A 24728-nucleotide genomic window follows, 5' to 3' on the forward strand; every position below is an offset into this window, starting at 1 on the left:
CTCCAGAAAGATAACAACCCGAGGTTGACAACGTCAACTTGGGAAGTTAAAGTTGACGTTGTCAACGTAGCTCTATCGCGGAGGTTCGGTATGCGAGGGGAAGATGGCGGGACCGGGCGAACGGCCATCATCACGGGGGGCAACCAGGGGTTGGGCTACCAGGCGGCGAAGAACGTCGCCGCGGCGGGTGATGGGTGGCATGTGGTCATCGCCGGGCGCAACGAGGAGAAAGTTGTGGGGGCCGTTGGGCGGATGAGGGCGGAGAGCGGCAACCCGCGCGTCGATGGGATGGTTTTGGATCTCGCCTCGCTCCACTCCGTGCGCTCCTTCGCCGAAGCGTTCGCCGCCCGCGAAGACCTGCCGCCTTTGAGGGCGCTGGTGCTCAACGCCGGCCTGCAGGTGGTCAGTGGCACGACGTACACGGAGGACGGCTTCGAGACCACCTTCGGCGTCAACCACCTCGGCCACTACCTGCTGGTCAACCTGTTGGTAGGGGAGATGGCCCCGCCCGCGAGAATCGTCTTCGTCTCCAGCGGGACCCACGACCCGGAGCAGAGGACCGGCATGCCCGCGCCGCGCTACCGCGGCGCGAAAGCCCTGGCCTGGCCGGAGCGATATCCCGATCCGGACGAGGAAGGCGAGGGGACTGGCGTGGTCGGGAGGAGGCGTTACACGACCTCCAAGCTCGCCAACTTGTACACGAGCTACGAGCTCGCCCGGCGTTTGGCGGGATCGGGGGTCACGTCGAACGCCTTCGATCCCGGCCTCATGCCGGGCACCGGGCTCGCCAGGGACTGGGGCTCCACCGCACGCTTCGCCTTCGACCACGTCCTGCCGCTCCTGCAGCCGGTGTTCGGTATGTTCGGGGTGAACGTCAACACCGTCGAGACGTCAGGCAGGGCCCTTGCCCGGCTCGTCACCGACCCGGAGCTCGAAAACGTCTCCGGCAGCTACTTCGAGGGCGAGAAAGAGATTCGTTCCTCGGAACAGTCCTACGACAGCGAGAACGCCGCGGAGCTGTGGGAGACGAGCGCGGAACTGGTCGGCCTGGGCGCGGGAGAGACCGTGTTACGGATCGGGGATAAGGTGCCGAAGCGGGCGTAGGGAGGGTGAGAGGCCGCCTCGGGTCGTCCGATCGAGGTTACAGGCGCACCGAGAGCAAGCGCGGGGCCGTGAGGCACACGAGGACGATGAGTGCTGTGCAGATGATCGGGGGGTAGACGAAGACCTCCCAAGGGGCCGTCCCGGTCGCCAGGCCGAAGATGGTCTTCAGGGCGTCGTTGGTGTAGGCGAAGGGGACGAAGTCGCGGAGCACGGCGAGCCAGCCTTCCGGGTTCTGGTTGCGGAAGAGGCCTGAGACGTAGATCAGGGGGAACAGGACCGCGGTGGCGTAGAGCAGCACGTCCGCCGGCGAGGTGGTGAAGTTGGCTATAAAGATTCCGATGCAATTGGCCGCCACGAGCGTCGCGAAGACCGCGAGCGTCGCCGCCAGCACCCAGACGAGCGGCGCCGGGTGCAGCGCGTAGACGACGACCAGCGCCGAGAGCAACTGCAGAAAGTCCAGAACGGCGTTCACGACGAGGACCTCGAAGACGATGCGGTAGGGCGAGAGGGGCGTGAGCGCGACGCGCACCAGGATGCCGTCGTTCAGGTCCGACGTCAGGCTCTCCCCGGCCCCAAAGGTTCCCGCCATGATCGCCACTATGCCTATGACGGCCGCCGCGTACTGCGCCGGGATATCGCTCGCGGCGACGGGGCCGATGATCGCGAGCGGGTACAGCATCTTTATCGCGAGCGCGAACCTCTTGCCGAAGAAGAGGGCCACGTCCTTCTTCCAGTAGGCGTCCGGGGGACTAATCCTCACGCCTGAGCGCCTCCCCCGTGAGCTTGACGAACACGTCTTCCAGGTTAGGCCGCTCGACCGAGAGGCTCACGACGTCCCCGCCTGACCGAACCAGGCCGGCCACGACGTCCGCGACGATTCCCGGCCGCTCGTCGCAATGAACCACCAGGTTCCGGCCCTCCGGCACCACGCGCTGGACCCCCTCCACGCTCTCCACCGGGCCGTACTCGACCGGGTTGCGCAGCGTCGCGACCACCCTACGGACGCCTTCTACCGAGGAGATCAGGGCCTCCGGAGTGTCCTGCGCGACCACCCCGCCCCGGTACAGAAAAGCCACCCGGTCGCACAATGCCTCGACCTCGTCCACCTGGTTGCTGGCGAGCACGACGGCCACGCCCGACTCGGAGAGGTCCCGGATCTTACGCTGGAACGCGAGCTGGGAGGTGTAGTCGAGCCCGAGAGAAGGCTCGTCCAACAGCAGGACTTCCGGTCCGTGCGCCAGCGCCTCGACGAGCGCGAGCTTCTTGCCCATCCCGTAGGAGTAGGTCTTGACCCTGTCGTCCGCGTACTCCGCCAGGTCGAAGAAGTCGAGCAACTCGGAGACCACGGCTTCGGCCTTCGCCTCCTCGACCCCGTAGGCGCGGGCGAAGAAGTACGCGTTGGCCCTTCCGGTAAGGTCGCCGTAGTGGGTGGGACGGTCGACCATGAGGCCCATCCTCGCCCTCACCTTTCGCTTCTCCCGGATCCCGTCAGCGCCCGCCACGAAAAACCTGCCGCCGTCGGGCTCGATGGCCGTGGAGAGGACGCGCAGCAGGGTGCTCTTGCCCGAGCCGTTTGGCCCGACTAGCCCGAAGACCTCGCCGGGTGCCACCGAGAAGCTGACGCCCTCCACGCCACGGCCGCTGCTCTTGTAGCGGCGGGAGATCTCTCTCGCTTCCAGCGCGGGTACGGGGGGCTCGACCATGCAGGCATTCTAGCGCCGGTTACCGGGACGGGCTGTGGTGGGCCTCACCCCACGCCCACGTTCCGGTAGAGTATGGTAGTTCCATCGTTGTCACAGACGAGGAGGACGGATGGCCGAGAACGCGAAGGTCGCACTGCTTGGGACCGGGATCATGGGCGCCGCGATGGCGCGGAACCTCTTGAAGGCCGGCATGGAGGTCCGAGCCTGGAACCGCTCGGCTGAGAAGGCCGAACCACTGGCCGAAGACGGCGCCACGGTGGCCGAAGATCCTGCGGAGGCCGCCTCCGGAGCGGACTTCCTGCTGACGATGCTCTCCGACGCCGACGTTATAGAGAGCGTGGTCGGCGAGGGTGCGCTCTCGGTCCTGGCTGAAGGCGCCGTGTGGCTGCAGATGAGCACGGTGGGGGAGGAGGGCAGTGAAAGGCTGGCCCGGCTTGCCGCCGAGAACAACGTCGCCTTTGTGGACGCGCCGGTGCTGGGTACCAAGGCACCGGCCGAGCAGGGGCAGTTGGTCGTGCTCGCCTCGGGTCCTGAGGACGTGCGGGACGAGTGCGAACCCGTCTTCGACGCGGTCGGGGGCAAGACGGTGTGGCTCGGCGGGGCCGGGGAGGGCAGCCGCCTCAAGCTCGTCGTGAACAACTGGATCGTGGGCCTGCTTGGGGTCTTGGCAGAAACCATCTCTTTTGCCCGGGCCACCGGCGTCGACCCGCAGAAGTTCCTCGAGACCATCGAGGGCGGACCGCTCGGCCTCCCCTACGCGCAGATGAAGGGCAGCATGATGATCGAGGAAGACTACCCCACGAGCTTCTCCGCGAAGCTGGCCCGCAAGGACGCCGGCCTCGTCCTCGACGCCGCCGCGAGAAAGGGCCTCGACATGACGGTGGCGGCAGCCGTGGCGGCCCACTTCGACGAGGCGATAGCCTCGGGCCACGGGGACGATGACATGGCGGCCGTCTACGTGGCCGCAACAGCCCATGGGTGACGAAACTGCCCCGCGCGTGACTAGCGCCTCCTGTGGCCGCCTGGAGGCGGGGGAGAGGACCTTCAAGGACGCGAAGCTCTTTCCCGGCGGCGCCAGGGAGTGGGACTGGAACGAGACAGGCACCCGCCACGAGCCTGGCGTCGGACCCGCCGACGTCGAGGAGCTGTTAGAACACGGCGCGACGACGGTCGTCCCCGGAACGGGCTTCTACGGAAAGTTGCGCGTCCGCGGGGAGACGCTCGACGCCCTGAAAGAGAGGGGCGTCGCAGCGCGCGCCCTGCCGACCGAGGAGGCCGTTGCCGCGTACAACGAGCTACGCGAGAAAGGACCGATGGGCGCGCTCATCCACTCGACCTGCTGATACCGTTTCGGGCGCAGTAGCTGCTGAGTCCTTCTTCTCCCTCGCGCATGACGCCGTCGTGGCTGTGACGGTAAGTACTCTTCGCCACGTGGCCGATCAAGTTGAGCGCCGGGTTCGTCACGCGCACGTACCAGTCGAACGTGACGTGGGTGATCCCCCGATTATCCTCCGCGAACAGGGTCTCGAGTACTCCTGTCAGGTCCCCTGTGACGACCTCGCGCAGCCGTTTCTCGGGCTCCACGTCCGTGTAGACGCAGTGAATCCTGAAAGGCGGGGCGAGACGGGCGACCTCGGGCGCCTGGTGCACCCTGAAAGAGACCGTGCTCCCCTCGCGCAGGGCGTCATCGTCGTCCTCGTCCGTCAGCTCCATCGAGGGCCACCATTGCCGCAGCGCTTCGCGCGAAGTCATCGCATCGTAGACCGCGGGGAGCGGCGCCGGTATCGTCCAATGCGTGCGCCAGTCGTAGGTCTTGATCAGGCGGTTTCCAACCAGAATGCCGGCACCGACGCCTACCAGCCCCGCCGCGACGGGACGGACGACGGCCGGGTTGTTCGTCTGCATACAAAAACCCTCCTACAGTGGGTGGGCCGCGTTCCGCCGTTGGGTCTCGGTCAGGGCCCCCGGACGGTAGAAACGGTCGTAGAAATCTGGATCCAAGTGGTGGGCCTGGTACGCCAGCACCGTACGGAACGGGCCGCTGTTGGCCGGGAACCTGCCGTACCTACCGTACACGTACTCGCAGTAAGAGATCGTGGCGTTGATGGCGGCGTCGGAGTAGTTCGGGATGCCGGCCTGCACACGCCCTCCCTCCCGCCAGCCCGTGGCTTCGCCCCCGTCGCGGTGCGTGCCGCTCCCCCACGCCCGCTTGTAGTCCACGAAGGCTAGTACGGCCTCCTTCATGTTCCGGTAGTAGGGTGGGCAGAAAGGTTTGATCAGCACCTCGCCGTCCAGCTCCAGTCCCACCGCGGTTGGCACGGGCGGGTCCCTTTGCAGAGCCTTCAAAATCCTCGTCGTCACGGGCCCGGCCCCGATGGTGCGTGAGAAGGGAATCTCTTGCACGCGGAAGCCGAGCGCCTGGAACCAGGCGAAAGGGTGGGCCGCGAAGTGCGAGAAACCGCCAAGCCCCAGGGCCTGCGTCATGAGCCCCAGGTTCTGCAGCACGCCGCCCTGTTCGATCGCCGCGAACTCGTAAAGCCAGGTCTCCAGGATGCCGACCGTGGCGAAGCGTCCCTCTCCAGGATCGTCGTGCAGGTGTCCGCCCTTCGAACGCGCGAACCTGGCGATGCCAGGCGGCCGGTAGCGGTTGCGTTCGTCCACCACGAAATAGCCGAAGTCCTCGCCGAAGGCAGAGAGGAGGATGTTGATGTAGAAAGCGCTGAGCTCGGCCACGGGCAGGAAATAGGTCGTGCCCGTCACGTTCGCAGACCACTTGTTGAAGGGCATCACGAAGGGCAGCTCGCGCGGCACGTTTGGACGTCCGTCGGCGATGCGGACCCGACTCTTCTCGTAGAGCTCCGCAAGCCTGTGTTCGCGGGCCATTGCGGAGAGGGAGGAGATCTCGGCCCGGGGATGATCTTGCGGACGTTTGAGCATCCACGCTCCCTCGTCGTTGATGACGAAGAGCGCGACGGCGTGGACCGCGTCGCCGCTCGCGACCGTGCGGCCTATCAAGTGCACCATGATGTTCCCGCCGCCCGCCTCCGGCAGGTCACCGCCGTCGAAGGGCAACTCCGCGAGTGCGAAGCCCGTGACGCCGCATCCCGCAAAGGCCAGGGCCGCCTCTTCTTGGTGGCTCAACGGCTCGGGCCCGCGCCTGCTCTGGTAGGCGAGCGGTCCTCCGTTCAAGCTCATGCCTCCCCCGAAACGTCGCGAGCGGCGTTCGATCAGGGCTTCTAACAACGGATAGCGGGCCAAACGTTCGTGGGGACCGTGGAAGGTCCCGGCCGGCTCTCCCGCGGACCCTGGCGGTTTCATACGGCCTCCCTTTCCAGCTCACCCTTCAAGCGCCGGAGCGCCTCGATGGACTCCGCTTCGACCCGGCGACGAAGCACCAGGCGGTCGAGGAGCGCCATCAGCCGGTTTGGCATGGCGTAGACGAGGTCCCGCTCGAACGTCGTGCCGTTCGCGTCCGGCGTCAGGGCGTAGACGATGGTGCCGCTGCCGCCTCCCTCTACCCTGCCGTCGATAACCCAGCGGCGCGGCGCTTCCCTCTCGCGCACCGTCCACACCACCCGCCCGCGCCGCCTGGCCACGCGGAACTCCTCCGTCACCCTCTCTCCAGGCCCGAGCGAATGGTCGGTCGCGCCGCTCACGCCCAGGGACGAAGGATGCCATGCCGGCCAGTTGCCCGGGGTCGTCACGTAGTCGTAGACCCTTTGGACAGGCTTCTCTATGCGAACGGTGTTGTGTATGCGGGTCATGCCGCGTCTCCTTAGAAGGCCCAGGCCAACGTGTCGGTGTCGTACGATTCGCACAGGCGCACTACCTTGCCGCCGCGGACCGAAGATATGTGCGTCCAGTCCGTCGAAAACCTGTTCGGTGGTCTGCAGGCGAACCCGTTCGTGGCCGCCGGGACCGAAGACGCACAGTACGTTAAAGGGCGGTTCGTCGGCGGTGAGCGCGTCTCTGAAAGGCTCAATCTCGGCGAACCGTCCGATGAACTTCCGGTGACGTTCTTCTCTCAGGCGACTCGCCAGGTCGCGCGGCATCGGACGTGCCCTCCGTGGGCCGTAAGCCATAGCGTTACCCTGAATTATGCTGTAGCTAGCGGGTTGGGGCAACCTCGCCCGCCGCGGCACGATAGCGTGAAGAACTCTATCGTCCGTCCAGCCCGCTGGGGTAGAATGCGGACACCAGCAATTTGGGATCTTCGGAGAGAGGTTGCGCGTTGCCTGACGAACGGAACATTACCTGGGACCCCGAGGCCGACCGCCGCATAAGGCGCAGCCCCTTCCTGATGCGCCGCTTTATCCGCAAGCGCATAGAAGACCGCGTGGCCGGCCGCGGACGGACCCACGTAACGGAAGCCGACGTGGACGAGAGCGCCGGGATGTACCGGCAGTACAGGTTTAAATAGCTTTCAGCGGTCAGCTTTCAGCCGTCAGCCTCTTTTACGGTGATGTGGCTTTGTGGGGATCTTGTCTCCCGTTTCGGTCAACCGGCGCCGGGTGCTTTTCGGCGGGCCACGCCGCCCTAAGATAAGCTGAACGCTGATAGCTGACCGCTACAAAAAATCCGGGCCGGTGAGCCGCCCTTTTGGCGGGCGTCCACCGACCCGGTCTGTGGGCCTGTTAGGGCCCGCAGATGGTTGTCGACTTAGTGATCCATCGGACCCTTTCCTCCTCCTCGAGGTACAACAACCACGATCATAGTAGCATCCCTTGCGAGGATCGTGCTACATCTTTCGGATCATTATCTCTCTCCGTACGCTTCGAACTCGGGGCCCAAAGAGGCGGCGTAGATCTTCCGCAGGGTCCTGTCCCCGCCGGCCTCGGGGGTCAGGAAGTTTGGCTGGGCGTAGTCCAGGAGGATGAAGGGGACCGGTTGGATCTGGATGATCCGGTCCTCGTGGAGGGTGATCTCGGCGAAGATGCCCGTGGAGGTCTCCTCGGACCAGGACTGGTCGAGGAGGAAGTTTCCGACGCCGTAGAAGATCGGGGCCCCTTCGTAGAGCTCGATGCCCTTGGGCCAGTGGGCGTGGCCGCCCACTACGAGGTCCGCGCCCGCGTCTACCGCGGCGTGCGCGAGCTTTACCTGTCCCGGTTCCGGTTCTGCCAGGTATTCCCTGCCCCAGTGGGGCATCACGACGACGAGGTCCACCTCCCGTCGCAGGCGTTCCACGTCCTCCCTCACCACGTCCTCCACGAGCGGGGCCGTGCCCGGGGTCGTCTCCGTGGCCCAGGCCCACTCGTAGCCGGGGATGCTCAGGTGGGAGAGAACGCCTATCCTCGTGGCGCCGAGATCGAAGATCATGGGCTCCCTGGCTTCTGCGAGGTCCATCCCCGCCCCGGCGCGCTCGATACCCGCCCGGTCGAGGTGCCCGAGCGTCTCCTCGAGCCCTGACGTCCCGGCGTCCAGGACGTGATTGTTGCCGAGGGTGACGCCGTCGATGCCGGCCTGCTCCAGGATGGGCATGAGGCGCAGGTCGCCGGTGAACGTCGCCTCTTCCGGGTGGTAGACGGCGCCCTCCACGACCGGGTTCTCGAAATTCGCGAGCGTCAGGTCCGCGCCCGAGAGGTACTCGCGGACGGCGCCCGCCCGCCCCGTGCGTTCGGCCGTGAACTGGTGGACGGTGCTGGACGGGGAGTAGGGGTTCGGCTCCAGCGTGCGGCTCGTGATCGCCGCGTAGCCCCCATCCATCGAGAAGTCTGGGCCCATACCCTGCCGGATCGCCATGTAGTTCTGGCCGCGGTCGAGTACGACGTCGCCCCCGATCACGACCCGGCGAAGCTCGCCCGGGTCCGGCCCCGTCCCCTGCTTGGGGCGCAGCGGGTAGTCCGAGGGCGCCGCGCCATCAGGCTCCAGGATGGACTCTCCCTCGACCGCCAGCGCCCTGACCCGCGGACCTACCGCGTCCCAGGGCACGAGTCCCAAGGCATCGGGGGTCCGGCTTACGTGGTCGATGACCGCGTCCGCCGAGTCGAAGCTTCTGAAACCGGGGCGTTCGATCAGGCCTTCCGCCACCCCCAGCGACCCCTCCGGTACCGACAACTCGTCCACCCCAGAAAGCTCCCGCAGGCCCACGCCCTCGCGCAGGGAAGAGAGGTGCGCAACCGGCACGAGGGAAGCCTGCGAGTCCGGATTGCGGGTACCCTCCGTAGCCCCTCCCAGGGCCCGGGATTTAGTGTTGCTCTTGCGACTTTCGCTCTTCCGGGTTTCTACGGTACCCCGGTTCGCTTCCGTGTTCTCGGGCGCCTCGGATGAGCAAGAGCCTAGCGGAAGAAGCAGCGAGAGTATCCCCGCCACCAGCGCCAATACCTTCAACCCAAGAACCGTTCGCTTCAAGAAGCCACCTCTCGGAACCCGAACCCAACCATAGCAATCTATCAGCACCGGCTGAAGGCTGACTGCTGAAAGCCGACAGCGCGCCCTTCAAAAGAAGGGCGCCTCACAGCCGTCCGGCCTCGATGATGCGGCGGAGGAAGCGGGCCGTCCGCGGGTTCTCCGGAGAGGAGAAGATCTTCTCCGGCGGGCCCTGCTCCAGGATTCGTCCTCCCTCCAGAAAGCAGACCCGGTCTGCGATGTCGCGGGCGAAGCCCATCTCGTGGGTCGCGATGATCATGGTCATGCCTTCTCTGGCGAGCTCCCTGATCACGTTCAACACCTCCGCCACGAGCTCGGGGTCCAGCGCGCTAGTGACCTCGTCGAGCAGCATGATCGATGGCCGCATCGCCAGCGCCCGAACTATCGCGACCCGCTGCTGCTGGCCGCCTGAGAGCCGGTCGGGGTACTCGTCTTTCCTGTCGGCGAGGCCGAAGCGCGCCAGGAGCGAGATGGCGTGCTCTTCCGCAGCTTTCCGGTCCATCTTGAGCGCCTCGCGGGGGGCGAGGGTTATGTTCCTGAGCACCGTCATGTGGGGGAAGAGGTTGAAGGACTGGTAGACGATGCCGATGCGTCGGCGGACGCGGTTCGCGTCTACCCCGGCGGCCGTGATCTCCTCCCCTTCCACAACCACCCGCCCCGCGTCTATCGGCTCGACCAGGTTGGTGCATCGGAGCAGGGTGGACTTGCCCGATCCCGAGGCCCCGATCAGGCACACCACCTCGTGCGCCGCGACCTCCAGGTCTATCCCCTTCAAAACCTCGTTCTCGCCGAAGGATTTGCGAATCCCTTCGAGTACGAGGACCGCGCTCACGCCACCCCCCCGGCCTGGCGGCGGCGCTTGTCGCGCGCTATGAGGCGGTCGGTAAAGCGGGCCAGCGGGATGGTTATGAGGACGAAGAGTAGGGCCGCCACGACGTAGCTCGCGTAGTTGAACTGGGAGGCGCCGTAGATCTGGGCGGCGCGGGCGGCCTCTATGGAGCCGAGCACCGAGACGAGCGCCGTGTCCTTCTGCAACCCTATAAAGTCGTTGAGGAGCGGCGGTATGACCCGCCGGATGGCCTGCGGCAGCACGACGAACCGTAAAGACTGGAAACGGGAGAGGCCGAGCGAGCGGGCGGCGGCGTTCTGGCTCTCGTGGACGGACTCGATGCCGGCGCGGTAGACCTCGGCCACGTAGGCCGAGTAGACCAGGACGAGGGCTATGATGCCGTAGGTGACGTCCGAGAGGTATGAGAAGTAGGCGATGCCGAGGCCCGGCACGCCGAAACCTATGATGTAGAGGACCAGGATCAGGGGAACCCCGCGGAAGACGTCCGTGTAGACGATGGCTACCAGCCTGAACGGAAAGAAGGCCGGTCCCGGTATCCCGCGTACTACGGCGATCACTAGCGCGAGGACCAGGATCAACACTTCCGAGATCGCGAATATGTAGACGTTTAGCAGGAACGCGCCGAGGACCGAGGGCTCGCTCGGGGTTCCCTTGATCGACTGCCAGAGGTGAAAGGGGCTGAAGAACCGCTCGGTGACGAGACCGCTCCCCGGCGCGAGCGCCACGACGAGCGCCACGGCCGCGAAGAAGACAACGGTGCTCGCGCCCGAGACGAGCACGGCGCGGTTACCGAGAGCCTTGGAGCCGCGCCCGGGGGACGGTTCGAGGCTGTCGGCGGGTCCGGTCCCCCGGGTCGTCAAGCTACTTCTCTAGGGTCGGGACTTCCAGGTACTGCTGGAGGTGCTCTCTCCGGAGGTCTTTGAGCGTCCCGTCCTTCTTCATCTCGCCGAGCACCTCGTTCACGCAGCCGACGAGGGGGTTGCCCTTCTCGAAGAGCATCCCGAACTGCTCGTTCTCCGGATACTGCCCGATCACCTCCGAGTTCTCTATCTCGATGTCGCGCAGGTAGACCGTCGTGACGAGGTCGGTGACGAAGGCGTCGATCTGGCCCCCTTCGAGGGCGCTCCTGGCGTCGTTGGTCGAGTCGTAGACCTTTGCCTGCTCTTCTGGCTCTATGGTCGTGTTGACGAAGTCGAGCGCGGTAGTGCCGACCTGGGCCCCGAGGCGGTCGTCCTTGAGGTCAGACAGGCTCTCGGCGTCGGCGGCGGGAGAGTCGTTCAGAACGAGCACGCCCTGGGCGTTGTCGAAGTAGCCGTCCGAGAAGTCCACGACCCTCTGGCGTTCGGGGGTGATCGTGATCTGGTTGATGTCGAAGTCGTAGTCCTTGGCGCCGGGCGCGTAGGATTTGTTGAACGGTTCGACCACCCACTTTATGGGCAGGTCCATGCGCCTGGCGACCTCGCTTGCGACCTCGCCCTCGTAGCCCCCGTAGTTCTGGGGGTCGCCCTTGAACCAGGGCGGGTAGGCGGGCCTGTCCGTCGCAACCGTGAGGGTTCCGTCCTCGAAGAGCGGCGGGTCTTCGAGGTCGCAGGAGGCTTGGTCCTGCGATGAAGCCCCACCGCCCCCCGCGCCGCCGCAGCCGGCCAGAAACAGGCCCGCGGCGATCAACCCGGCCAGCACAACTCGCTCTCTCATGCGGCTCCGATCTTTTTTATGGGATTCGGGTTTCCCCTTCTTGGGAGCCGGCAGTATAGGGTCCGCGGAAAACGGATTCAATCGCGGGGCTCATGGATCGTATACTCCCGCGGGTGAGTAACCGTCCGAGTGAAATCCGGCAGACCGACGCCCGACTCGTTCTGGCGTTCGTGTGCGCCACCGCTTTCACGGTAGTCCTGAACGGGACGATGCTGCCCGTGGCGCTCCCCGAGATCGGAAGCGCCCTGTCGCTGGGGTCCGTTGCCCTGGGTTGGATCATCACGGGCTACTTCCTCGTCAACGGGGTCGCCATACCGTTCTTCGGGCGTCTGGCGGACATCTACGGGGTCGCGCGCCTCTACGCCATCGGCCTGGCGACGTTCTTTTTGGGCTCGGTCCTCTGCACCCTCGCCCCGGGCTTCGCCACGCTCATGGCGGGCAGGCTCGTCCAGGGCGCGGGCGCCGCCGCCGTGGTTGGGCTCGGGCCGACGGCCGTGAGCCTCGTCTTCCCGGCGGAGATCCGGGGCCGGTCCCTGGGCCTCGTCGGGGCCGCGGTCGGGGCCGGCGCCGCGGCCGGCCCGGTCTTCGGCGGCGCCGTCACCGACCTCTTCGGGTGGAGGATTCTGTTCGCGGCGGGCGTCCTCTTCGGCGCCCTCGTCCCGCTGGCCTCCAGGATGCTGCCGAGGGGCGCCGGGTCTCCCGAGAGCCGCCTCGACCTCGCCGGCGGGGTGCTGTTCGCTTTCGCGCTCGGCGGCGCGCTGCTCGCGCTCACGCGGGGGGCAGAGGTCGGGATCAGGGACGGGGTCTTTCTCGCGTCCGTCGGCGTGGCGGTCGTGGCCTCGGTCCTGTTCGTGTTCCGTCAGGCGACGGCGCCCGAGCCGTTCGTGCCGCGGGCGCTGCTGGCGAACCGGGCCTACGTGTGGTTGTGCGCGGCGACGCTGCTGCTCATCGGCGTGATCGTCGCGGTCGAGGTTGCCGTGCCGCTGCCGCTCGCCCAGATAAACGGCCTCGGCGCCACGCAGATCGGGCTCGTCCTCGCGCCCTCCGCGCTCCTCACCGTCGTCTGGGGCCCGGTCTCCGGGAGGCTCGTGGACCGCCTCGGCGTCGCGGCGCCCACCGCCCTTGGCGCCGCCGCCTGCATCGCCGGCGTCGTGCTCCTCTCCGGCTTTGGTGTCGGGGGGGCGGCCTGGGTCACCGCCGCGCTCGTGGTCGTGGTCGGCGTCGGGATAACGTTGGGAAAGATCGCCACCTCCACCGGCGTCTCCCTGACCGTGCCCGAGGAGAACCTTCCCTCGGGGATCGCCGTCAACGAGATGGTCTGGATCTGCGGTATCAGCGTCGGTACGGCCCTCTTTACGGCCGTCGCCGCCGCCCGCTCGGGCGCCCCGGACCCGCTGAACCCCTTCCACTCTGGTCCCGGCGTCGGCTACAGCGACGCCTTCCTGGTCCTTTCGATCCCCCTCGTCTTGCTCCTGCTTACCACGCCCAAACTGCGCGGAGCCGGAAAGAAGCGTTCCCGGTAGCGGGGCCGGATGGTTGCCGGGGAAAGGTTTGGGGAAACATCTAGAATATTCGTGAGGCCGGCGACGGAGGAGAACCAGAGATGACAGAAGCAGAGCAGAGGCAAAAAGAGAGCCCGCTGCTGAGCGACCGCGGCGTGACAACCATCAAGGACACGGTCGTCTCCAGGATCGCGGGCATGGCAGCGGGCGAGGTCGATGGCGTCCACATGGGCGGCGGCGCCTCCCGGTCCGCCGGCGGCTTCCTCGAAGGGATCACCGGCTCGGAGAGCACGACCCGCGGCGTGAGCGTCGAGGTCGGCTCCGTCGAGACGGCCCTCGACCTCAAGATGGGTATAGATTACGGCAAGAACATCCTCGGCACGGTCGGCGAGGTGCGCCAGAAGGTCACGGAACGCATCCACAGTCTCACGGGCCTGAACGTAACCGAACTCAACGTGACCATAGCCGACGTCGTCTTCCCGGAAGATAGCAAAGACGCCGGGAACGGCAGCCGGCAAGAATCCGGCGCGCGTTCCGGCCCCCAGTTCGAGACGCGCACGATGCCCCGCAGGGAACTCCGCCCCGGCGCCAGCGAGCGCGAGTCCACCCCCGTGGAGCCCCGCAGCCGGTCCTACACGGAGGGCTCAAGCGGCCCGGTCCCGGAGGAGGAGGTCCGCGCCGAGGGTACGCCCGTCGAAGAAGACGAGACCCGCAGGCTAAGGGTCGGCGACGAAGCAGCGTCGAGCGACGACGCCCGGCCGGCCCGCCGCGAGGAGGCCGAAGCCCCGGCGTCCGGCGCCCCCGAGTCGGAGACGCCGAGGGCCGAGGCTCCCACGGACGAGACCACCCTCACCGGCGGAACATCCTCGGGCGAGAGGGCCGCGCGCGAGACCGCCTCGAACGAGGGAGCCGTGGGCCAGACGGACGACAGGACGCAGGAGATCAACCGCGAGCGGATCTCTGAGGGCGAGGAGCGACGCTCCCGCCGGCGCAGGCGCCGCGGCGAAGACAGGTAGGCCCGGCAGAGGCCCGGACGGACGTCGTGGCGACCGATCTCCTCCGCCCCGGCCTGAGGCTCCTCTTCTGCGGGTACAACCCGTCGCTTTTGTCCGGGACGACGGGCCGCCACTACGCCCACCCCGGCAACCGATTCTGGCGCGTTCTGCACGCGGCCGGCATCACCGAGCGGCTACGGAAGCCGGAAGAGGACGAGGCCCTGCTGGACGAGGGCATCGGGTTCACCAACCTCTGCCCGCGCCCGACGCGCAGGGCCGACGAGCTCTCGCGGGAGGAGATCCGGACCGGCGCCGAAGCGCTCGAAACCAAGCTTGAACGCTACAGACCCGCCACCGTGGCCTACACGGGCATAGGCGTCTATAAGTGGTTCAGGGCCACCTCCAAGGCCGGGTGGGGCGTGCAGCCCGAACCGGCCGTGCCCGGCGTCGCCGACGTCGTCGTGCCCTCCCCCTCGGGCCTGAACCGGATGCGCTTCGAGGAACTGGTAGAGCACTACCGGGTCCTGAAACGGTTTGTAGAGGGATCGAGGCCATAGTGAATAGGACAATGACGTAGTTGACTCACCAAAGTCGGGTGACAAGTTGCTAGCATCCGGTAGTCGTTCGGTTGTCATTGAGTAGACATCTTATGTACATCTGTGCGGAAGATCCCGCTACAATACGGAAAGCACGGCTGGCGTTTTAACAACAAGGCTGACGGTTTAACAGCGCGTCTAACGCACAGGAAGGACGGCTGACGTGCAAGACGAGAGGCCTAACCGGGAACGCAAAGAGGACGAGAACGGCGAGCAATTCGACCGCTTTGAGGAAACGCTGCGGAAGCTGGTCAAGGTTCCCAAAGAGGAAGCCGACGAAGAACGAGAGCGGGAGAAGCGAGAGCGGGAGAAGCGGGCCGGCTAGTTGTCTTCGGGGTCGCGGATTATGCCCCAAACGGCCAACAAAATCAGCAGTGTTTGGAGTAACCCTGAGTCGCTCGCCGCATCCATCTGTGGTTCGTTGCGGCCGTCTGCTGTTGGAATTTTGAACCAATCCTGGTTCACACGAGCAGAGAACAGGTTGACGGTGACAATTTGTTCCAGAGGTATCGCAATTTCGAAGTCACGGGCCTTCAGCGTGTAATCTGGATCTCGACTTCGACGCCTCTTGATTAGCGCATAAACGCGATTGTAATCCGTCGTCAGTTGAAGACCCATCGTATCTTCAAGCCGATGCCCGCTCAATGAGGGCAGAATCCTGAAGTCTTCGGTGTTGTGCCTGGGGTCTGGGGTGAAGACGGGCCAGCCAATGTACGCCTTTCGGTTTTCCAGCGTTATAGAAACCAGAAGTTCTTCGTCCATGGCCCGGTACAGGAGTTTCTCTAGTTCCCCGCCATGCTTTCTTATGGCGCGAGCCGACGCCCGACCCTTCCTGTAAACCGCGTTGATTAGGGAAGGTAGCAGGAGCCCCCACAAGAAAGCCACGAAGAAAGTCGCCAGAGCGGGTGTGTGTAGCGGGCCGGTGACATATTGCCATTGTTCGGAGATTGACATTTTTTGGTTTTCTGAAAGCCGGTTCTCTACCAGCAGTATAGAAGCACGCGACAAAGCGAGCAGACCGATAGCCCAGCTGGCAGCAACGAACAGTAACCGTTGCCCTTGCACCCTGGCGGCCTGATAGCTCGTGTAGTGGCATCGATAAGAGAACACGAAAGCGCCCGCCAAGGCAAGCAGAAACAACACCGATGCAGAAGCGGCCCCCGCCACAATCCGTTAGCTGGCGCTCAAAATGAGTCGGAGTAGACTACTAAATTCCCAGTCTTCCCTTGTGCGATTTGGCAAGCCTGCTCATCTGTCTCATTTGCTTTTCGACGTGGGGAAGCTCGATAAACTCGTCCGACTTGATGTACTTCCTGCCGTCGGCCGTCGTGGTGTATATATAGGGCTTCTCGCCTGAGGTTTTCCTTCTCTTGGTTCGACGCTCACCTAAGGCCATCGCGTACCCACCCTTCCCCAACGCTACGAATAGAGAACCTACACGCCCTATCCTGCCAGCCAAGCTTAACACGACGTTCCTTCCATTAGTACGGTTTTTTTACCCACTAGTTGCGTTTTTACTCAAGAACCGCCTTGCCCGTTAGCTCGTCATACGTGAGCCGACGCCCCGCCACGCTCCCGAGCGCTTTCTGGAACCTCTCCCCGTCCACGCCCTCACGCTCGTTGAACCTGAAAGCCTGCTCGTCCAAGTACCTGAAAAGGTGGTACGGCTCGACGCTGACGTAAGTCCCCTTGATCCCGCGCTTTAGCAAGCTCCAAAAGTTTTCAAGCCCGTTCGTGTGAACGTGTCCGTCAACGTATCTCTCGGCGTGGTCAACGACGTTGTGGACGTACTCAGGGTCCAACCCCCGGTAGGACTTGAGCGCGTCCGTGTGGACCTCCGAGCCCGGCTCGACGTTCTCCCGAACCTCGACTTGCAGGGTGCGGCTCCTGGTGTCGGGAACCACCTTGGTCCTCACTTCGCCGTGGCGCTCCAGGAGGCCCATGACCGCCACCTTGCCCGACCCGCCCGTGCCCGTTATCTTCTCGGCCCGCTTGCTCTTGTGCATGTTGCGGGCCTTGCCGCCGATGAACGTTTCGTCGGCCTCGACTTGACCCGACAGCTTCTCAAACGTCCCGGTCTGCATTGCGAGCCTGATGCGGTGCAGCATGAACCACGCGCTCTTTTGCGTGACCCCGAGATCCCGCGCCAGTTCGTAGGAGCTTATGCCGTTCTTGCAGTTCGCGATGAGCCACACGGCGGGCAACCACTTGTCCAGGCCGAGCGGGGAGTCCTCGAAGATCGTCCCGACCTTGACGCTGAATTGCTTCTTGCAGGCGCGGCACTTCCACACGCGCCGGGTCTTTAGGAAGTAGTGCTTGGGGTCAACGACGCCGCACTTCGGGCAGACCGGACCTTCGGGCCAGCGAAGCTTCGCGACGTACTCCGTGGCAACGTCCAGATCCGCAAAATACCGTATCGCTTCTAGTAACGTTTTCGGCTGTTTTGCAGGGCTTTCCATGCCCATAGTATAGCACATTTTGGTGAGTCAACTACGTTATTGCCGTGAATAGACCAAGGGCTATGGAGTCTTTGGGCTTTTAGATTCTGGAGGCTTCGAGGGGCGGGGGATGATTCTTGCCTATCAGCCCGCTGCGGCTTCGCCTCCGCTCTCACCATCTGCTTTGTTGCTCCTGGCTGAAAGCTGACCGCTTCAGGTTCAGTTCTCAAGCGAGCCGCTCTAGAGCCTTTCGTCGTGTGAAGTAGAATTTTCCACGTCCTTCGGGCCCGGGCTCGGGATGTGCAGGTCGAGGCGGAGGGCGGTGAGGCGCAGGAGGAAGACCGTGGAGATGGTCAGGAGGGCCACGATGGCGCCGTCGACGCCCGCGTTGGTGAGGAGGACGTAGACCGTGGCGCCGGCTATGGCTGCGGTGGCGTAGACCTCGCGGCGCAGGACCAGGGGCACCTCCGAGCAGAGCACGTCGCGCATCATCCCCCCGGCGACGCCGGTTATGGTCCCCATCAGGACGACTATGGGGGCCGGGACGCCGGCCTCGTAGGCCGTCGTGGCCCCGATGAACGTGAAGACCGCGAGGCCGAAGGCGTCGGCGACCAGCAGCGAGTATCGTGGGGGTCGCAGGAAGCGGGCGTAGGCGAGGGTAGCGGCGGCGGCGAGGACGCTGACCAGCAGGTAGGTCGGGTCTTCTATCCAGAAGATCGGACGCCGGTCGAGAAGCAGGTCGCGCACGGTCCCGCCGCCGATGGCGGTGATGACGGCCACGACGAGGACGCCGAAGAGGTCCATCCTCTTGCGGCCGGCCGTCAATGCCCCGCTGATGGCGAAGACCGCGACCCCGAAGAGGTCTACGACGTAGAGCGCCATGCGGGTAGCTCGGAGGCCGCCAGCAGGCGGGCTTTGGCGTCGGGGGCGGGTTGGGAGGGCCTGCGCCCCAGGGATACGAGGCGTTCCAGCCGGGTAAGTCTCTGACGCGCGGGCTTCGGCTTTTCCCACAACTCCGCGCGAAGGACGCCGTCTTCCGCCATGACCCTTACGTGCGTGAGCACGAACTTCGAGACGAAGACCGGCGGGCCCTTAAGGCGCGGTGAGACAGGCTGCAGCTGGCGCAGCCAGCACCCCGAGTTGACCAGCGCGCAACGCCGGCCGCCGGGGCGTTCGATCTCGTGGAGGGAAGGCAGGTGCGTGTGACCAGAGACGAAGACGTCCACGGTGGCCGGGTCCAGAGACGGGGCCATCGGCGGCCTCGCTTCTCCCTTCGCTATCCCCTCGATCTTCTTCCGGGATGCCTCGGCCGGCGAATAGTGGGGCCCTCCGCCTTGAGCCCCCTTGCCCGGGCTCACCGCGTTCAGGGTCCTGCGCACGACGTGCCGGATCACCAGGAAAAAGACGGCGAAAACGAGCAAGACCACGAGCCCGAAGACGGCGAGGTCCAGGAAGAGCTCGTGTATCCGGGGCAACTCGCCCGAGGCCCCCAGAAACCCGCCTCCCTGGGAGAGGGCCAGCAGGTAGGCCGCGGTCCTGTAGAGGGCGTAGGCCACGAGCAGGGGCAGGAGCAGGTAGGAGATCACCTTCCCGACAAAGTCGTAGAAGTAGCGCCCGGCGACCCAGCCCGGTATCGCGACCAGCGGGTAGACCATCTTTATCTCGGAGAGGTCCAGGCCCGGAGACACCTCGCCATAGGGCGCCACGCGCCGGGTGAAGTCCATGACCACGTGGTGCCCGAGCGGCGTATCTAAACTGTCCGAGTAATCCTCGACGACGTTGACCGGGTCCAACTGGTTGCCGTGCTCGCAATAAACGACGCGCCGTTCTCCGCCTACCTCCATCGAAGCCAGGTAGCTGTAGGCGAACTCGTCCACGAGCCCGACCGCCTTCAGGGTCTCCTGGATCTCCGGGTTCCACCACGCCTCGGCGTCGTGGTTGCCCGGCAGGTAGACCACCCGCTTTCCTTCCCGGGACCTGAAATTCTTCAGGGAGTCGAAGAGGTCGAGGTACTCCGGCCGCGACATGGTCAACGAGGCCCGGTTCGTCCCCTCGGGCACATCGCCTATCTGAAGGAAGTCGAAGAAGTCCCCGGCGAGTATCAGCTCGACGGGACGGTTGAATGCCGCCAGCTCCTCGAAAAGGGTTTCGAGCTCCGCGGGCGACTCGAACCCGTCGCACCCGGGGTCCCCCCCGATGTGGGAGTCCGAGACGAAGACCATCACCGTGTCTTCCGGCAGCTCTGGCACGGGCCAAGTATATCTAGCACGAACCCCGCGGGTTCTGGCTTCGGTGGCCCGTCGTGCTAGGCTAGCGCTCGTCTCGGAGGCTAGATCCCAAGGAGGACTTATGGAGTACCGGCGTCTCGGGCGTTCCGGATTGTTCGTCTCGTCGCTCACCCTCGGCACGATGACCTTCGGCGGCAGCGGGCCTTTCAGCAAGGTCGGCTCGACCGACGTGGCCGGGGCCACCCGGCAGGTGGACATGTGCCTCGATGCCGGGGTCAACCTCTTCGACACCGCGGACATCTACTCCTCGGGCGAATCCGAGGAGATCCTGGGCCAGGCCATCTCGGGCCGCCGCGACCAACTGCTGCTCGCGACGAAGGCGCGTTTCCGAACGGACGAAGGCCCGAACGGGGCGGGCCTCTCGCGCCACCACATCATCCGCGCCTGCGAGGAGAGCCTCAGGCGCCTGGGCACGGACCACATCGACCTCTATCAGGCCCACGAGTGGGACGGCGTGACCCCGCTCGAAGAGACGCTCGAAGCCTTCGACACGCTCGTCCGGTCCGGCAAGGTGCGCTACGTCGGCTGCTCCAACTACGCCGGCTGGCAACTGATGAAGGCGCTCGGGGTGTCCGAGAGGCACGGCTACCAGCGGTACGTGAGCCAGCAGATCCACTACACCCTCGAAGCGCGCGAGGCCGAGTACGAACTCCTCCCGCTCTCCCTCGACCAGGACTGCGGCATCCTCATCTGGAGCCCGCTCGCTGGCGGTCTTCTCTCCGGCAAGTACCGCCGGGACCAGGATGCCGCCGAGGGCCGCCGCTTCGAGGGCTGGGACGAGCCCCCCATCCGCGACGAAGCCCGCCTCTACGACATCATAGACGCCCTCGTCGAGGTCTCCGAAGGACGCGGCGTCTCCGCTGCCCAGGTCGCCCTCGCCTGGTTGCTCGGCCGTCCCGGCGTCTCCTCGCTAGTCGTGGGAGCCCGCACCGACGAGCAACTCGCGGACAACCTCAAGGCCGCCGACCTGAAGTTGTCCGACGAAGAGCGCAAGCGTCTCGACGATGTCAGCGCCCCGCCGCTCATTTACCCGTTCTGGCACCAGCTAAAGACGGCTTCGGACCGCCTCGGCCCGGCCGACATGCCGCTAATGGGACCGTATCTGGATTAGCTTTCGACGTTTGGTTATCGGTTCTCGGCAAGAAACGAACGCGACCTGACCCTTCGAGGGGGATGCGCGTCCCGGGCGGCGGACTCTCTTATTTGTTGGTCTGGGATCGGGGCCTGACGAGCCTGACCTCGACTTCCAGGTCGAGGTCCTTCCAGGCTCCGTCCGTGGTCAAGACGGGGAGTTCTAGCTGCCGTCCCAGGGCCAGGCATGCCCGATCCGCCAGCGAAAGACCCCTGGATTTCGTCAGGGGACGCAGCATCCCTGCCCGGAACGCCAGTTCCCGGTCGAAGTCGCGTATGTCCAGGCCCAAACCCCCGACCGCTTCCCTGATGGTCTCTTCGGGCATGCCCGCGTCGGCGAGCTTCGCCGCCACTTCGGACAGGTTGACCGCGCCCATCGCGGCGCTGGGCACGACCCGGGCTACCTCCTCGTGCCCGCGCTCCTGCTGCAGCAACGCGAGCAGGGCCGAAGCGTCCAGAACGACCTCACTCACGCGCGGCCTGCGCTCTTCTCTCCGAGATCAACTCGTCCGAGAGGTTGCGCGCCGCCGGAACGTAACGCCGCACGAGAGCCTGCGCCCGCGCCACGGCCTGGGCGGGCGTAGAGATGTGCAAGCCCTCCTCATCCAGACGCACCAGTACCTCGTCGCCGGGCTTCAACCCCAACCGCCGACGGTACTCCGTAGGTATGACCAGTCTGCCACCCTGTCCCAGTTTTGTCTTGATCTCACTCATGCGCCATCTTTGCGACACTCTACCACGAAAACATGACTTGCCACCGGCGAGAAAAAGTGGCCATCACCGCAAGCGTATAATGCCGGCTGTGATCGTGGACAGCGCCATCTACGTCGACGGCAAGCGGGCCGTCGAGCCCGGGTCTCTGGAAGAGATCTACGACGCCTGCCGCAGCCGGGAGGGCATAGCCTGGATCGGCCTGTACAAGCCGACGGCCGAGGAGTTCGAGTCCGTGGCCGAGGAGTTCGAGCTGCACCCGCTGGCCGTGGAGGACGCGCTCGACGCCCACCAGCGGCCGAAGCTCGAGCGTTACGGCGAGACGCTCTTCGTCGTGCTCAGGCCGGCGCGTTACGTGGACGAGAGTGAGACGGTCGAGTTCGGGGAGACGCACGTCTTCGTCGGCAAGAGCTTCGTCATCACCGTGCGCCACAGCGAGGTGCCGGACCTCAGCGAGGTGCGGCAGCGGCTCGAGGAGGACCCCGAGCTGCTGCGGCGGGGGCCGGAGGCCATACTGCACGCGATCATGGACCAGGTGGTCGACGATTACGGCCCCGTCGCGGACGGCCTCGAGAACGACATACAGGAGATAGAGTCCCAGGTCTTCGGGGGGAGCGCCGACGTTTCGCGTCGGGTGTACGAGCTCTCGCGGGAGGTGATTCAGTTCCAGAGGGCGGCGGACCCGCTCAACGAGGTGCTCGGTGCCCTTATGCGGGGTGAGATCATAGACGTAGACTCCGAGGTCGGCCGCTACCTCCGCGACGTCCAGGATCACGCCCAGCACGTCTCGGACCGCCTCTCCGGCTACCGCGAACTCCTCCAGAGCATCCTGAGCGTCAACCTCACGCTCGTCAGCCTCTCCCAGAACGAGCAGGTAAAAAAGATCTCGGCCTGGGCCGCCATCCTCTTCGCCCCAACCCTCATAGGCACCGTCTACGGCATGAACTTCGACCACATGCCGGAACTCCACTGGCTACTCGGCTACCCCTTCGCCCTCATGCTCATGGTCCTCACCTCGGTGCTGCTCTACTTCGTCTTCAAACGCCGCGGCTGGTTGTAGAGGCTCCAGGCAACAGGTTTCAGGATGTTCCGGGTGCCCGTAGGCCGGCGCGTGTTCTCTTGACCGTTTGGGCGGGCAGACCGCCGCTGGTACGGGATGGCTTCATCTCCTGGCGGCACGAAAAAGCGGCCCCTTCGGGGGCCGCTTCGCTTCGAACGCTTCGGCGCTTTAGGTGTTGCGGCGCCTGCGGTTGCGACGCCTGCGCCGACGACGCCTCTTGCCGCCGCCGGAGTTGCTGTCGCCGCTCTTGCTGCCGTCCCGAGCGCTGGTCCGGGCCGGGGCCATCTGCGTGAACTTGGCCATTACTCTCACCTCCTGGGTGCTGGTACTCGGTTAACCTTACGAACCCTATGATGCCGGCCGGACATTAGGCGTCCATTACAGGAGGGTGAGGGTTCTCTCATCCGCAAAATATGGGAGAACCCGACGAGTTCGAAGACATGGGGTCGCAAAATATGACCCCATGCCCGCCGCAGGAAAGCACCGATCTCTAAAGGCTGGCTAACCGCCTTTGGAGTAATCGACCAGCGCCGCACGGCCGCCGGCGCCGTCGGTGTGGACGCTAAGCAGTGGCCCGACGTTCGGGGCGTAGAATTTCAGCTCCTGGACCTTCGGCTCGGTCGGGACCAGGTCGCGGGTCATAAGGACGTCCTTGTCGAAGAAGCCGTAGGGGACCTGGACCTGCTCCTCGCCGACGGTGATGACCGAGGCCTTGTCTTCGGCCTCGCCCTCGTAGTACTCCTGACGGTAGGAGAGGCCCGGCTCGGGATTGGCCGGCATGGCTATACCGGGCTGCGCCCCGTCTACGCCGGCCTCGAAGGAACCCGAGTGGTCCGCGACCTTGCCGTTCTTGTAGTTGGTGACGTACTCGCCGAGGTACCAGATGTTGCCGGCCCTGTCCTGGGCATACCAGTCGTCCGTGATCTCGACCGGCGTGCCGTTCTCGGTGACCGTGTCGCGGATGACACGGGCCTCTACGCCGTTTGCGATCATCTTCGTCTCGTCCGTGACCTCGACGACGACGTGCTCTTTCGTGCCCTCTGTGTCGGTCTCGCTATAGACCCACTTGTTGCCCGGGGCCATCGGCCAGTAGGGGTTGTCTATGTTGATGGAGAAGTCGGCCGGGTCGAGCTTCACGGGCTCGCTTCCCCGGGGCAGACCTCCCCGGCCGCCGGGTTCCGGGGCCGTGGCGGCCGGTGCCGACTTGCCCGGGCTCTCGTCCTTCTCCGACGTCGTCGACGCATCGGCCCCGCACGCGCCCGTCGCGAGTGCCGCCGATAGGCCGATACCGAGCAGGGTCGCGGCCAGCAGGCGCCTCGACCCGGGGTGTTGGGCAGGGGCTTCTAGGCGGCGTCGCATGTCGTTCTCCCGTGTTCGGTGCCGTCAGGTGGGATCAGTCGTCGCCGGGCCCGTCTTCGTCGTTCGGCCCGTCGTCGTCGGCCTCCTGACCGATCACGTTATGGTCGCTGTCCAGATGCACCTCGACCTGGCTGCCGTCGTCGCGCCTGACCTCGACCTCGAAGAGACCGGCGCCGCCCTCATCCTCCCGCTCGACCCCGGTGACGGTCCCGCCACCCACGGCCTCGAGCGCCGCGCCCTTCGCATCCTCGGCTTTCGGCCCCGTTACCTGCTCCCCGGCGTCGCCCCCGGTGGCGTACGCGATCCCGGCCCCCCCGCCGACAACCAAGACGGCCACGGTCGCCGCGCCGGCGACTAGTTTCTTCCTGTCCACCATCTCCACTCCGTTCGTCGTGTGCCTGCGGAATAGAGTATGGCGCCCAAACCTGAGCGGGGCCTGAGAGGCGGCTTAGAGGAGCATTAAAGCGGGTTACGGAGGCATAAAGCCTCCGCAACCCGCGCGGCGGTCAGTAGTCAGCGCGCTCCGGCTTCGCCTCCGCCCTTAGCCTTCGGCTTTTCTTGCCCTTGCTGAAAGCCGACCGCTGACAGCTGAAAGCTCTGCAGAGAGGTTCATCCTCTCTGCAAAATCAGGCGTCGAGCACCACGTCCGAGAGGGGGCTGCCGATGCAGATCAGGCGCAGGCCCTTCTCCAGTTCCTCGTCGCCGATGGCGAAGGCCATGTCCTGGTCGATCTCACCTTCCAGGCACTTCTGGATGCACGTCGTACACGTGCCGCTGCGGCAGTCGTAAGGAAGCGTGAGCCCGGCCTCCTCCGCCGCTTCGAGGATGTACTCGTCCTCCGCAACGTCGATGGTGAGGCCGCTCTTCTTGAAGGTGACTTTGTGCATTTTAGCCATCAGCCGTCAGCTTTCAGCTCTTGCCGTCGGGGAA

The 24728-nt window shown here is 65.4% G+C and carries 29 protein-coding genes and 1 pseudogene; 10 read left to right on the forward strand and 20 right to left on the reverse strand.

The window, feature by feature from the left end:
- Positions 1-90 precede the first annotated feature (90 nt).
- Positions 91-1104 (forward strand): SDR family NAD(P)-dependent oxidoreductase, encoded by a 1014-nt coding sequence (locus GBA63_RS02805; protein WP_166173283.1) that lies wholly within the window; start codon positions 91-93, stop codon positions 1102-1104.
- Between the two features lie 37 nt (positions 1105-1141).
- Here the strand turns inward: GBA63_RS02805 and GBA63_RS02810 are convergent, their stop codons facing one another.
- Positions 1142-1864, reverse strand: coding sequence for an ABC transporter permease (locus GBA63_RS02810; protein WP_166173285.1), 723 nt, complete (start codon positions 1862-1864; stop codon positions 1142-1144).
- A pseudogene (locus GBA63_RS02815) lies at positions 1854-2723 on the reverse strand (ATP-binding cassette domain-containing protein); the annotation flags it as partial. The gene GBA63_RS02810 and the pseudogene GBA63_RS02815, both read right to left, overlap by 11 nt.
- 193 nt (positions 2724-2916) lie before the next feature.
- Here GBA63_RS02815 and GBA63_RS02820 point away from each other — a divergent pair.
- The gene (locus tag GBA63_RS02820; protein ID WP_166173289.1) at positions 2917-3789 is read left to right on the forward strand and encodes an NAD(P)-dependent oxidoreductase; all 873 of its coding nucleotides are present in this window, start codon (positions 2917-2919) and stop codon (positions 3787-3789) included.
- Between the two features lie 16 nt (positions 3790-3805).
- Positions 3806-4150, forward strand: a complete 345-nt coding sequence (locus GBA63_RS02825) for an Mth938-like domain-containing protein (RefSeq protein ID WP_228282279.1) — start codon at positions 3806-3808, stop codon at positions 4148-4150.
- Here GBA63_RS02825 and GBA63_RS02830 read toward each other — a convergent pair.
- The 3 genes from GBA63_RS02830 to GBA63_RS02840 form a co-directional block, all read right to left on the reverse strand.
- Positions 4131-4712, reverse strand: a complete 582-nt coding sequence (locus GBA63_RS02830; protein WP_166173293.1) for an SRPBCC domain-containing protein — start codon at positions 4710-4712, stop codon at positions 4131-4133. The two genes, GBA63_RS02825 and GBA63_RS02830, sit on opposite strands and share 20 nt — an antisense overlap.
- Before the next feature lie 12 nt (positions 4713-4724).
- On the reverse strand, positions 4725-5996 hold the full coding sequence (locus GBA63_RS02835; RefSeq protein WP_166173295.1) for a hypothetical protein: 1272 nt from the start codon (positions 5994-5996) through the stop codon (positions 4725-4727).
- 125 nt (positions 5997-6121) lie between these two features.
- Positions 6122-6571, reverse strand: coding sequence for an SRPBCC family protein (locus GBA63_RS02840; protein WP_166173297.1), 450 nt, complete (start codon positions 6569-6571; stop codon positions 6122-6124).
- 467 nt (positions 6572-7038) lie between these two features.
- Here GBA63_RS02840 and GBA63_RS02845 point away from each other — a divergent pair, with 467 nt between their 5' ends.
- Entirely contained in the window at positions 7039-7227 is a 189-nt protein-coding gene (locus GBA63_RS02845) for a PCP reductase family protein (protein WP_166173299.1), read from the forward strand.
- A gap of 335 nt (positions 7228-7562) precedes the next feature.
- Here the strand turns inward: GBA63_RS02845 and GBA63_RS02850 are convergent, their stop codons facing one another.
- The 4 genes from GBA63_RS02850 to GBA63_RS02865 all read right to left on the reverse strand — a co-directional run bounded on the left by GBA63_RS02850 (position 7563) and on the right by GBA63_RS02865 (position 11718).
- The gene (locus tag GBA63_RS02850; protein ID WP_166173300.1) at positions 7563-9155 is read right to left on the reverse strand and encodes a CapA family protein; all 1593 of its coding nucleotides are present in this window, start codon (positions 9153-9155) and stop codon (positions 7563-7565) included.
- Positions 9156-9258: 103 nt separating this feature from the next.
- Positions 9259-10005, reverse strand: coding sequence for an amino acid ABC transporter ATP-binding protein (locus tag GBA63_RS02855; RefSeq protein ID WP_166173302.1), 747 nt, complete (start codon positions 10003-10005; stop codon positions 9259-9261).
- Complete coding sequence (locus tag GBA63_RS02860; RefSeq protein ID WP_166173304.1) at positions 10002-10883, reverse strand: amino acid ABC transporter permease; 882 nt, start codon at positions 10881-10883, stop codon at positions 10002-10004. The genes GBA63_RS02855 and GBA63_RS02860 overlap by 4 nt, the downstream gene beginning before the upstream one ends.
- 1 nt (position 10884) lies before the next feature.
- A complete protein-coding gene (locus GBA63_RS02865; protein ID WP_166173306.1) occupies positions 10885-11718 on the reverse strand; it encodes an ABC transporter substrate-binding protein in 834 nt (277 codons plus the stop codon).
- A 113-nt stretch (positions 11719-11831) separates the two neighbouring features.
- On the opposite strand from GBA63_RS02865, the gene GBA63_RS02870 reads away from it, so the two are divergent.
- The 4 genes from GBA63_RS02870 (at position 11832) to GBA63_RS02885 (ending at position 15136) form a co-directional block, all read left to right on the forward strand.
- Positions 11832-13241, forward strand: a complete 1410-nt coding sequence (locus GBA63_RS02870) for an MFS transporter (RefSeq protein WP_207957045.1) — start codon at positions 11832-11834, stop codon at positions 13239-13241.
- Between the two features lie 80 nt (positions 13242-13321).
- A complete protein-coding gene (locus tag GBA63_RS02875) occupies positions 13322-14236 on the forward strand; it encodes an Asp23/Gls24 family envelope stress response protein (protein WP_166173309.1) in 915 nt (304 codons plus the stop codon).
- A gap of 26 nt (positions 14237-14262) precedes the next feature.
- Entirely contained in the window at positions 14263-14772 is a 510-nt protein-coding gene (mug, locus tag GBA63_RS02880; protein ID WP_166173310.1) for a G/U mismatch-specific DNA glycosylase, read from the forward strand.
- Between the two features lie 202 nt (positions 14773-14974).
- Positions 14975-15136: a hypothetical protein gene (locus GBA63_RS02885; RefSeq protein ID WP_166173312.1), complete on the forward strand. Its 162-nt coding sequence runs from the start codon at positions 14975-14977 to the stop codon at positions 15134-15136.
- Here GBA63_RS02885 and GBA63_RS02890 read toward each other — a convergent pair.
- From GBA63_RS02890 to GBA63_RS02910, 5 genes are all read right to left on the reverse strand, one after another.
- Positions 15133-15978: a hypothetical protein gene (locus GBA63_RS02890; RefSeq protein WP_166173314.1), complete on the reverse strand. Its 846-nt coding sequence runs from the start codon at positions 15976-15978 to the stop codon at positions 15133-15135. The genes GBA63_RS02885 and GBA63_RS02890 overlap by 4 nt on opposite strands.
- A 40-nt stretch (positions 15979-16018) precedes the next feature.
- Positions 16019-16270 carry a hypothetical protein gene (locus GBA63_RS02895; protein WP_166173316.1) on the reverse strand — a complete coding sequence of 84 codons (252 nt, stop codon included), beginning with the start codon at positions 16268-16270 and terminating at the stop codon, positions 16019-16021.
- Positions 16271-16325: 55 nt separating this feature from the next.
- Entirely contained in the window at positions 16326-17276 is a 951-nt protein-coding gene (locus GBA63_RS02900; protein WP_166173318.1) for an IS1595 family transposase, read from the reverse strand.
- A gap of 213 nt (positions 17277-17489) precedes the next feature.
- The gene (locus tag GBA63_RS02905; protein WP_166173320.1) at positions 17490-18131 is read right to left on the reverse strand and encodes a trimeric intracellular cation channel family protein; all 642 of its coding nucleotides are present in this window, start codon (positions 18129-18131) and stop codon (positions 17490-17492) included.
- On the reverse strand, positions 18113-19498 hold the full coding sequence (locus GBA63_RS02910) for a metallophosphoesterase (RefSeq protein WP_166173322.1): 1386 nt from the start codon (positions 19496-19498) through the stop codon (positions 18113-18115). The genes GBA63_RS02905 and GBA63_RS02910 overlap by 19 nt, the downstream gene beginning before the upstream one ends.
- A gap of 100 nt (positions 19499-19598) precedes the next feature.
- Between GBA63_RS02910 and GBA63_RS02915 the strand changes: the two genes are divergently transcribed.
- Complete coding sequence (locus GBA63_RS02915) at positions 19599-20648, forward strand: aldo/keto reductase (RefSeq protein WP_166173324.1); 1050 nt, start codon at positions 19599-19601, stop codon at positions 20646-20648.
- Positions 20649-20736: 88 nt separating this feature from the next.
- Here GBA63_RS02915 and GBA63_RS02920 read toward each other — a convergent pair whose 3' ends face one another.
- Together GBA63_RS02920 and GBA63_RS02925 are read right to left on the reverse strand one after the other, a co-directional pair.
- Positions 20737-21141: a type II toxin-antitoxin system VapC family toxin gene (locus tag GBA63_RS02920; protein WP_166173326.1), complete on the reverse strand. Its 405-nt coding sequence runs from the start codon at positions 21139-21141 to the stop codon at positions 20737-20739.
- Positions 21134-21382, reverse strand: coding sequence for an AbrB/MazE/SpoVT family DNA-binding domain-containing protein (locus GBA63_RS02925; protein ID WP_166173328.1), 249 nt, complete (start codon positions 21380-21382; stop codon positions 21134-21136). The genes GBA63_RS02920 and GBA63_RS02925 overlap by 8 nt, the downstream gene beginning before the upstream one ends.
- Positions 21383-21461: 79 nt before the next feature.
- On the opposite strand from GBA63_RS02925, the gene corA reads away from it, so the two are divergent.
- Positions 21462-22439: a magnesium/cobalt transporter CorA gene (gene corA, locus GBA63_RS02930; protein ID WP_207957046.1), complete on the forward strand. Its 978-nt coding sequence runs from the start codon at positions 21462-21464 to the stop codon at positions 22437-22439.
- A gap of 168 nt (positions 22440-22607) precedes the next feature.
- Here corA and GBA63_RS23895 read toward each other — a convergent pair whose 3' ends face one another.
- From GBA63_RS23895 to GBA63_RS02945, 4 genes are all read right to left on the reverse strand, one after another.
- Positions 22608-22742, reverse strand: coding sequence for a hypothetical protein (locus tag GBA63_RS23895; RefSeq protein WP_266096292.1), 135 nt, complete (start codon positions 22740-22742; stop codon positions 22608-22610).
- Positions 22743-22940: 198 nt separating this feature from the next.
- Positions 22941-23798 (reverse strand): hypothetical protein, encoded by an 858-nt coding sequence (locus tag GBA63_RS02935; protein WP_166173332.1) that lies wholly within the window; start codon positions 23796-23798, stop codon positions 22941-22943.
- A gap of 34 nt (positions 23799-23832) precedes the next feature.
- Complete coding sequence (locus GBA63_RS02940; protein ID WP_166173334.1) at positions 23833-24174, reverse strand: PepSY domain-containing protein; 342 nt, start codon at positions 24172-24174, stop codon at positions 23833-23835.
- Between the two features lie 250 nt (positions 24175-24424).
- The gene (locus GBA63_RS02945; RefSeq protein ID WP_166173336.1) at positions 24425-24694 is read right to left on the reverse strand and encodes a 2Fe-2S iron-sulfur cluster-binding protein; all 270 of its coding nucleotides are present in this window, start codon (positions 24692-24694) and stop codon (positions 24425-24427) included.
- Between the last annotated feature and the right edge of the window lie 34 nt (positions 24695-24728).

Source organism: Rubrobacter tropicus, from assembly GCF_011492945.1.
In the GTDB taxonomy this organism is placed as follows: Bacteria; Actinomycetota; Rubrobacteria; order Rubrobacterales; family Rubrobacteraceae; genus Rubrobacter_D; species Rubrobacter_D tropicus.

Bases quoted from the DNA above. Each gene is read 5' to 3' on its own strand.
- GBA63_RS02935 (WP_166173332.1), bottom strand. From the start codon at position 23,798: ATGCGACGCCGCCTAGAAGCCCCTGCCCAACACCCCGGGTCGAGGCGC.
- GBA63_RS02830 (WP_166173293.1), bottom strand. From the start codon at position 4,712: ATGCAGACGAACAACCCGGCCGTCGTCCGTCCCGTCGCGGCGGGGCTG.
- GBA63_RS02915 (WP_166173324.1), top strand. From the start codon at position 19,599: ATGGAGTACCGGCGTCTCGGGCGTTCCGGATTGTTCGTCTCGTCGCTC.
- corA (WP_207957046.1), top strand. From the start codon at position 21,462: ATGCCGGCTGTGATCGTGGACAGCGCCATCTACGTCGACGGCAAGCGG.
- GBA63_RS02905 (WP_166173320.1), bottom strand. From the start codon at position 18,131: ATGGCGCTCTACGTCGTAGACCTCTTCGGGGTCGCGGTCTTCGCCATC.
- GBA63_RS02925 (WP_166173328.1), bottom strand. From the start codon at position 21,382: ATGAGTGAGATCAAGACAAAACTGGGACAGGGTGGCAGACTGGTCATA.
- GBA63_RS02865 (WP_166173306.1), bottom strand. From the start codon at position 11,718: ATGAGAGAGCGAGTTGTGCTGGCCGGGTTGATCGCCGCGGGCCTGTTT.
- GBA63_RS23895 (WP_266096292.1), bottom strand. From the start codon at position 22,742: ATGGCCAAGTTCACGCAGATGGCCCCGGCCCGGACCAGCGCTCGGGAC.
- GBA63_RS02875 (WP_166173309.1), top strand. From the start codon at position 13,322: ATGACAGAAGCAGAGCAGAGGCAAAAAGAGAGCCCGCTGCTGAGCGAC.
- GBA63_RS02820 (WP_166173289.1), top strand. From the start codon at position 2,917: ATGGCCGAGAACGCGAAGGTCGCACTGCTTGGGACCGGGATCATGGGC.
- GBA63_RS02805 (WP_166173283.1), top strand. From the start codon at position 91: ATGCGAGGGGAAGATGGCGGGACCGGGCGAACGGCCATCATCACGGGG.
- GBA63_RS02900 (WP_166173318.1), bottom strand. From the start codon at position 17,276: ATGGGCATGGAAAGCCCTGCAAAACAGCCGAAAACGTTACTAGAAGCG.
- GBA63_RS02945 (WP_166173336.1), bottom strand. From the start codon at position 24,694: ATGGCTAAAATGCACAAAGTCACCTTCAAGAAGAGCGGCCTCACCATC.
- GBA63_RS02840 (WP_166173297.1), bottom strand. From the start codon at position 6,571: ATGACCCGCATACACAACACCGTTCGCATAGAGAAGCCTGTCCAAAGG.
- GBA63_RS02940 (WP_166173334.1), bottom strand. From the start codon at position 24,174: ATGGTGGACAGGAAGAAACTAGTCGCCGGCGCGGCGACCGTGGCCGTC.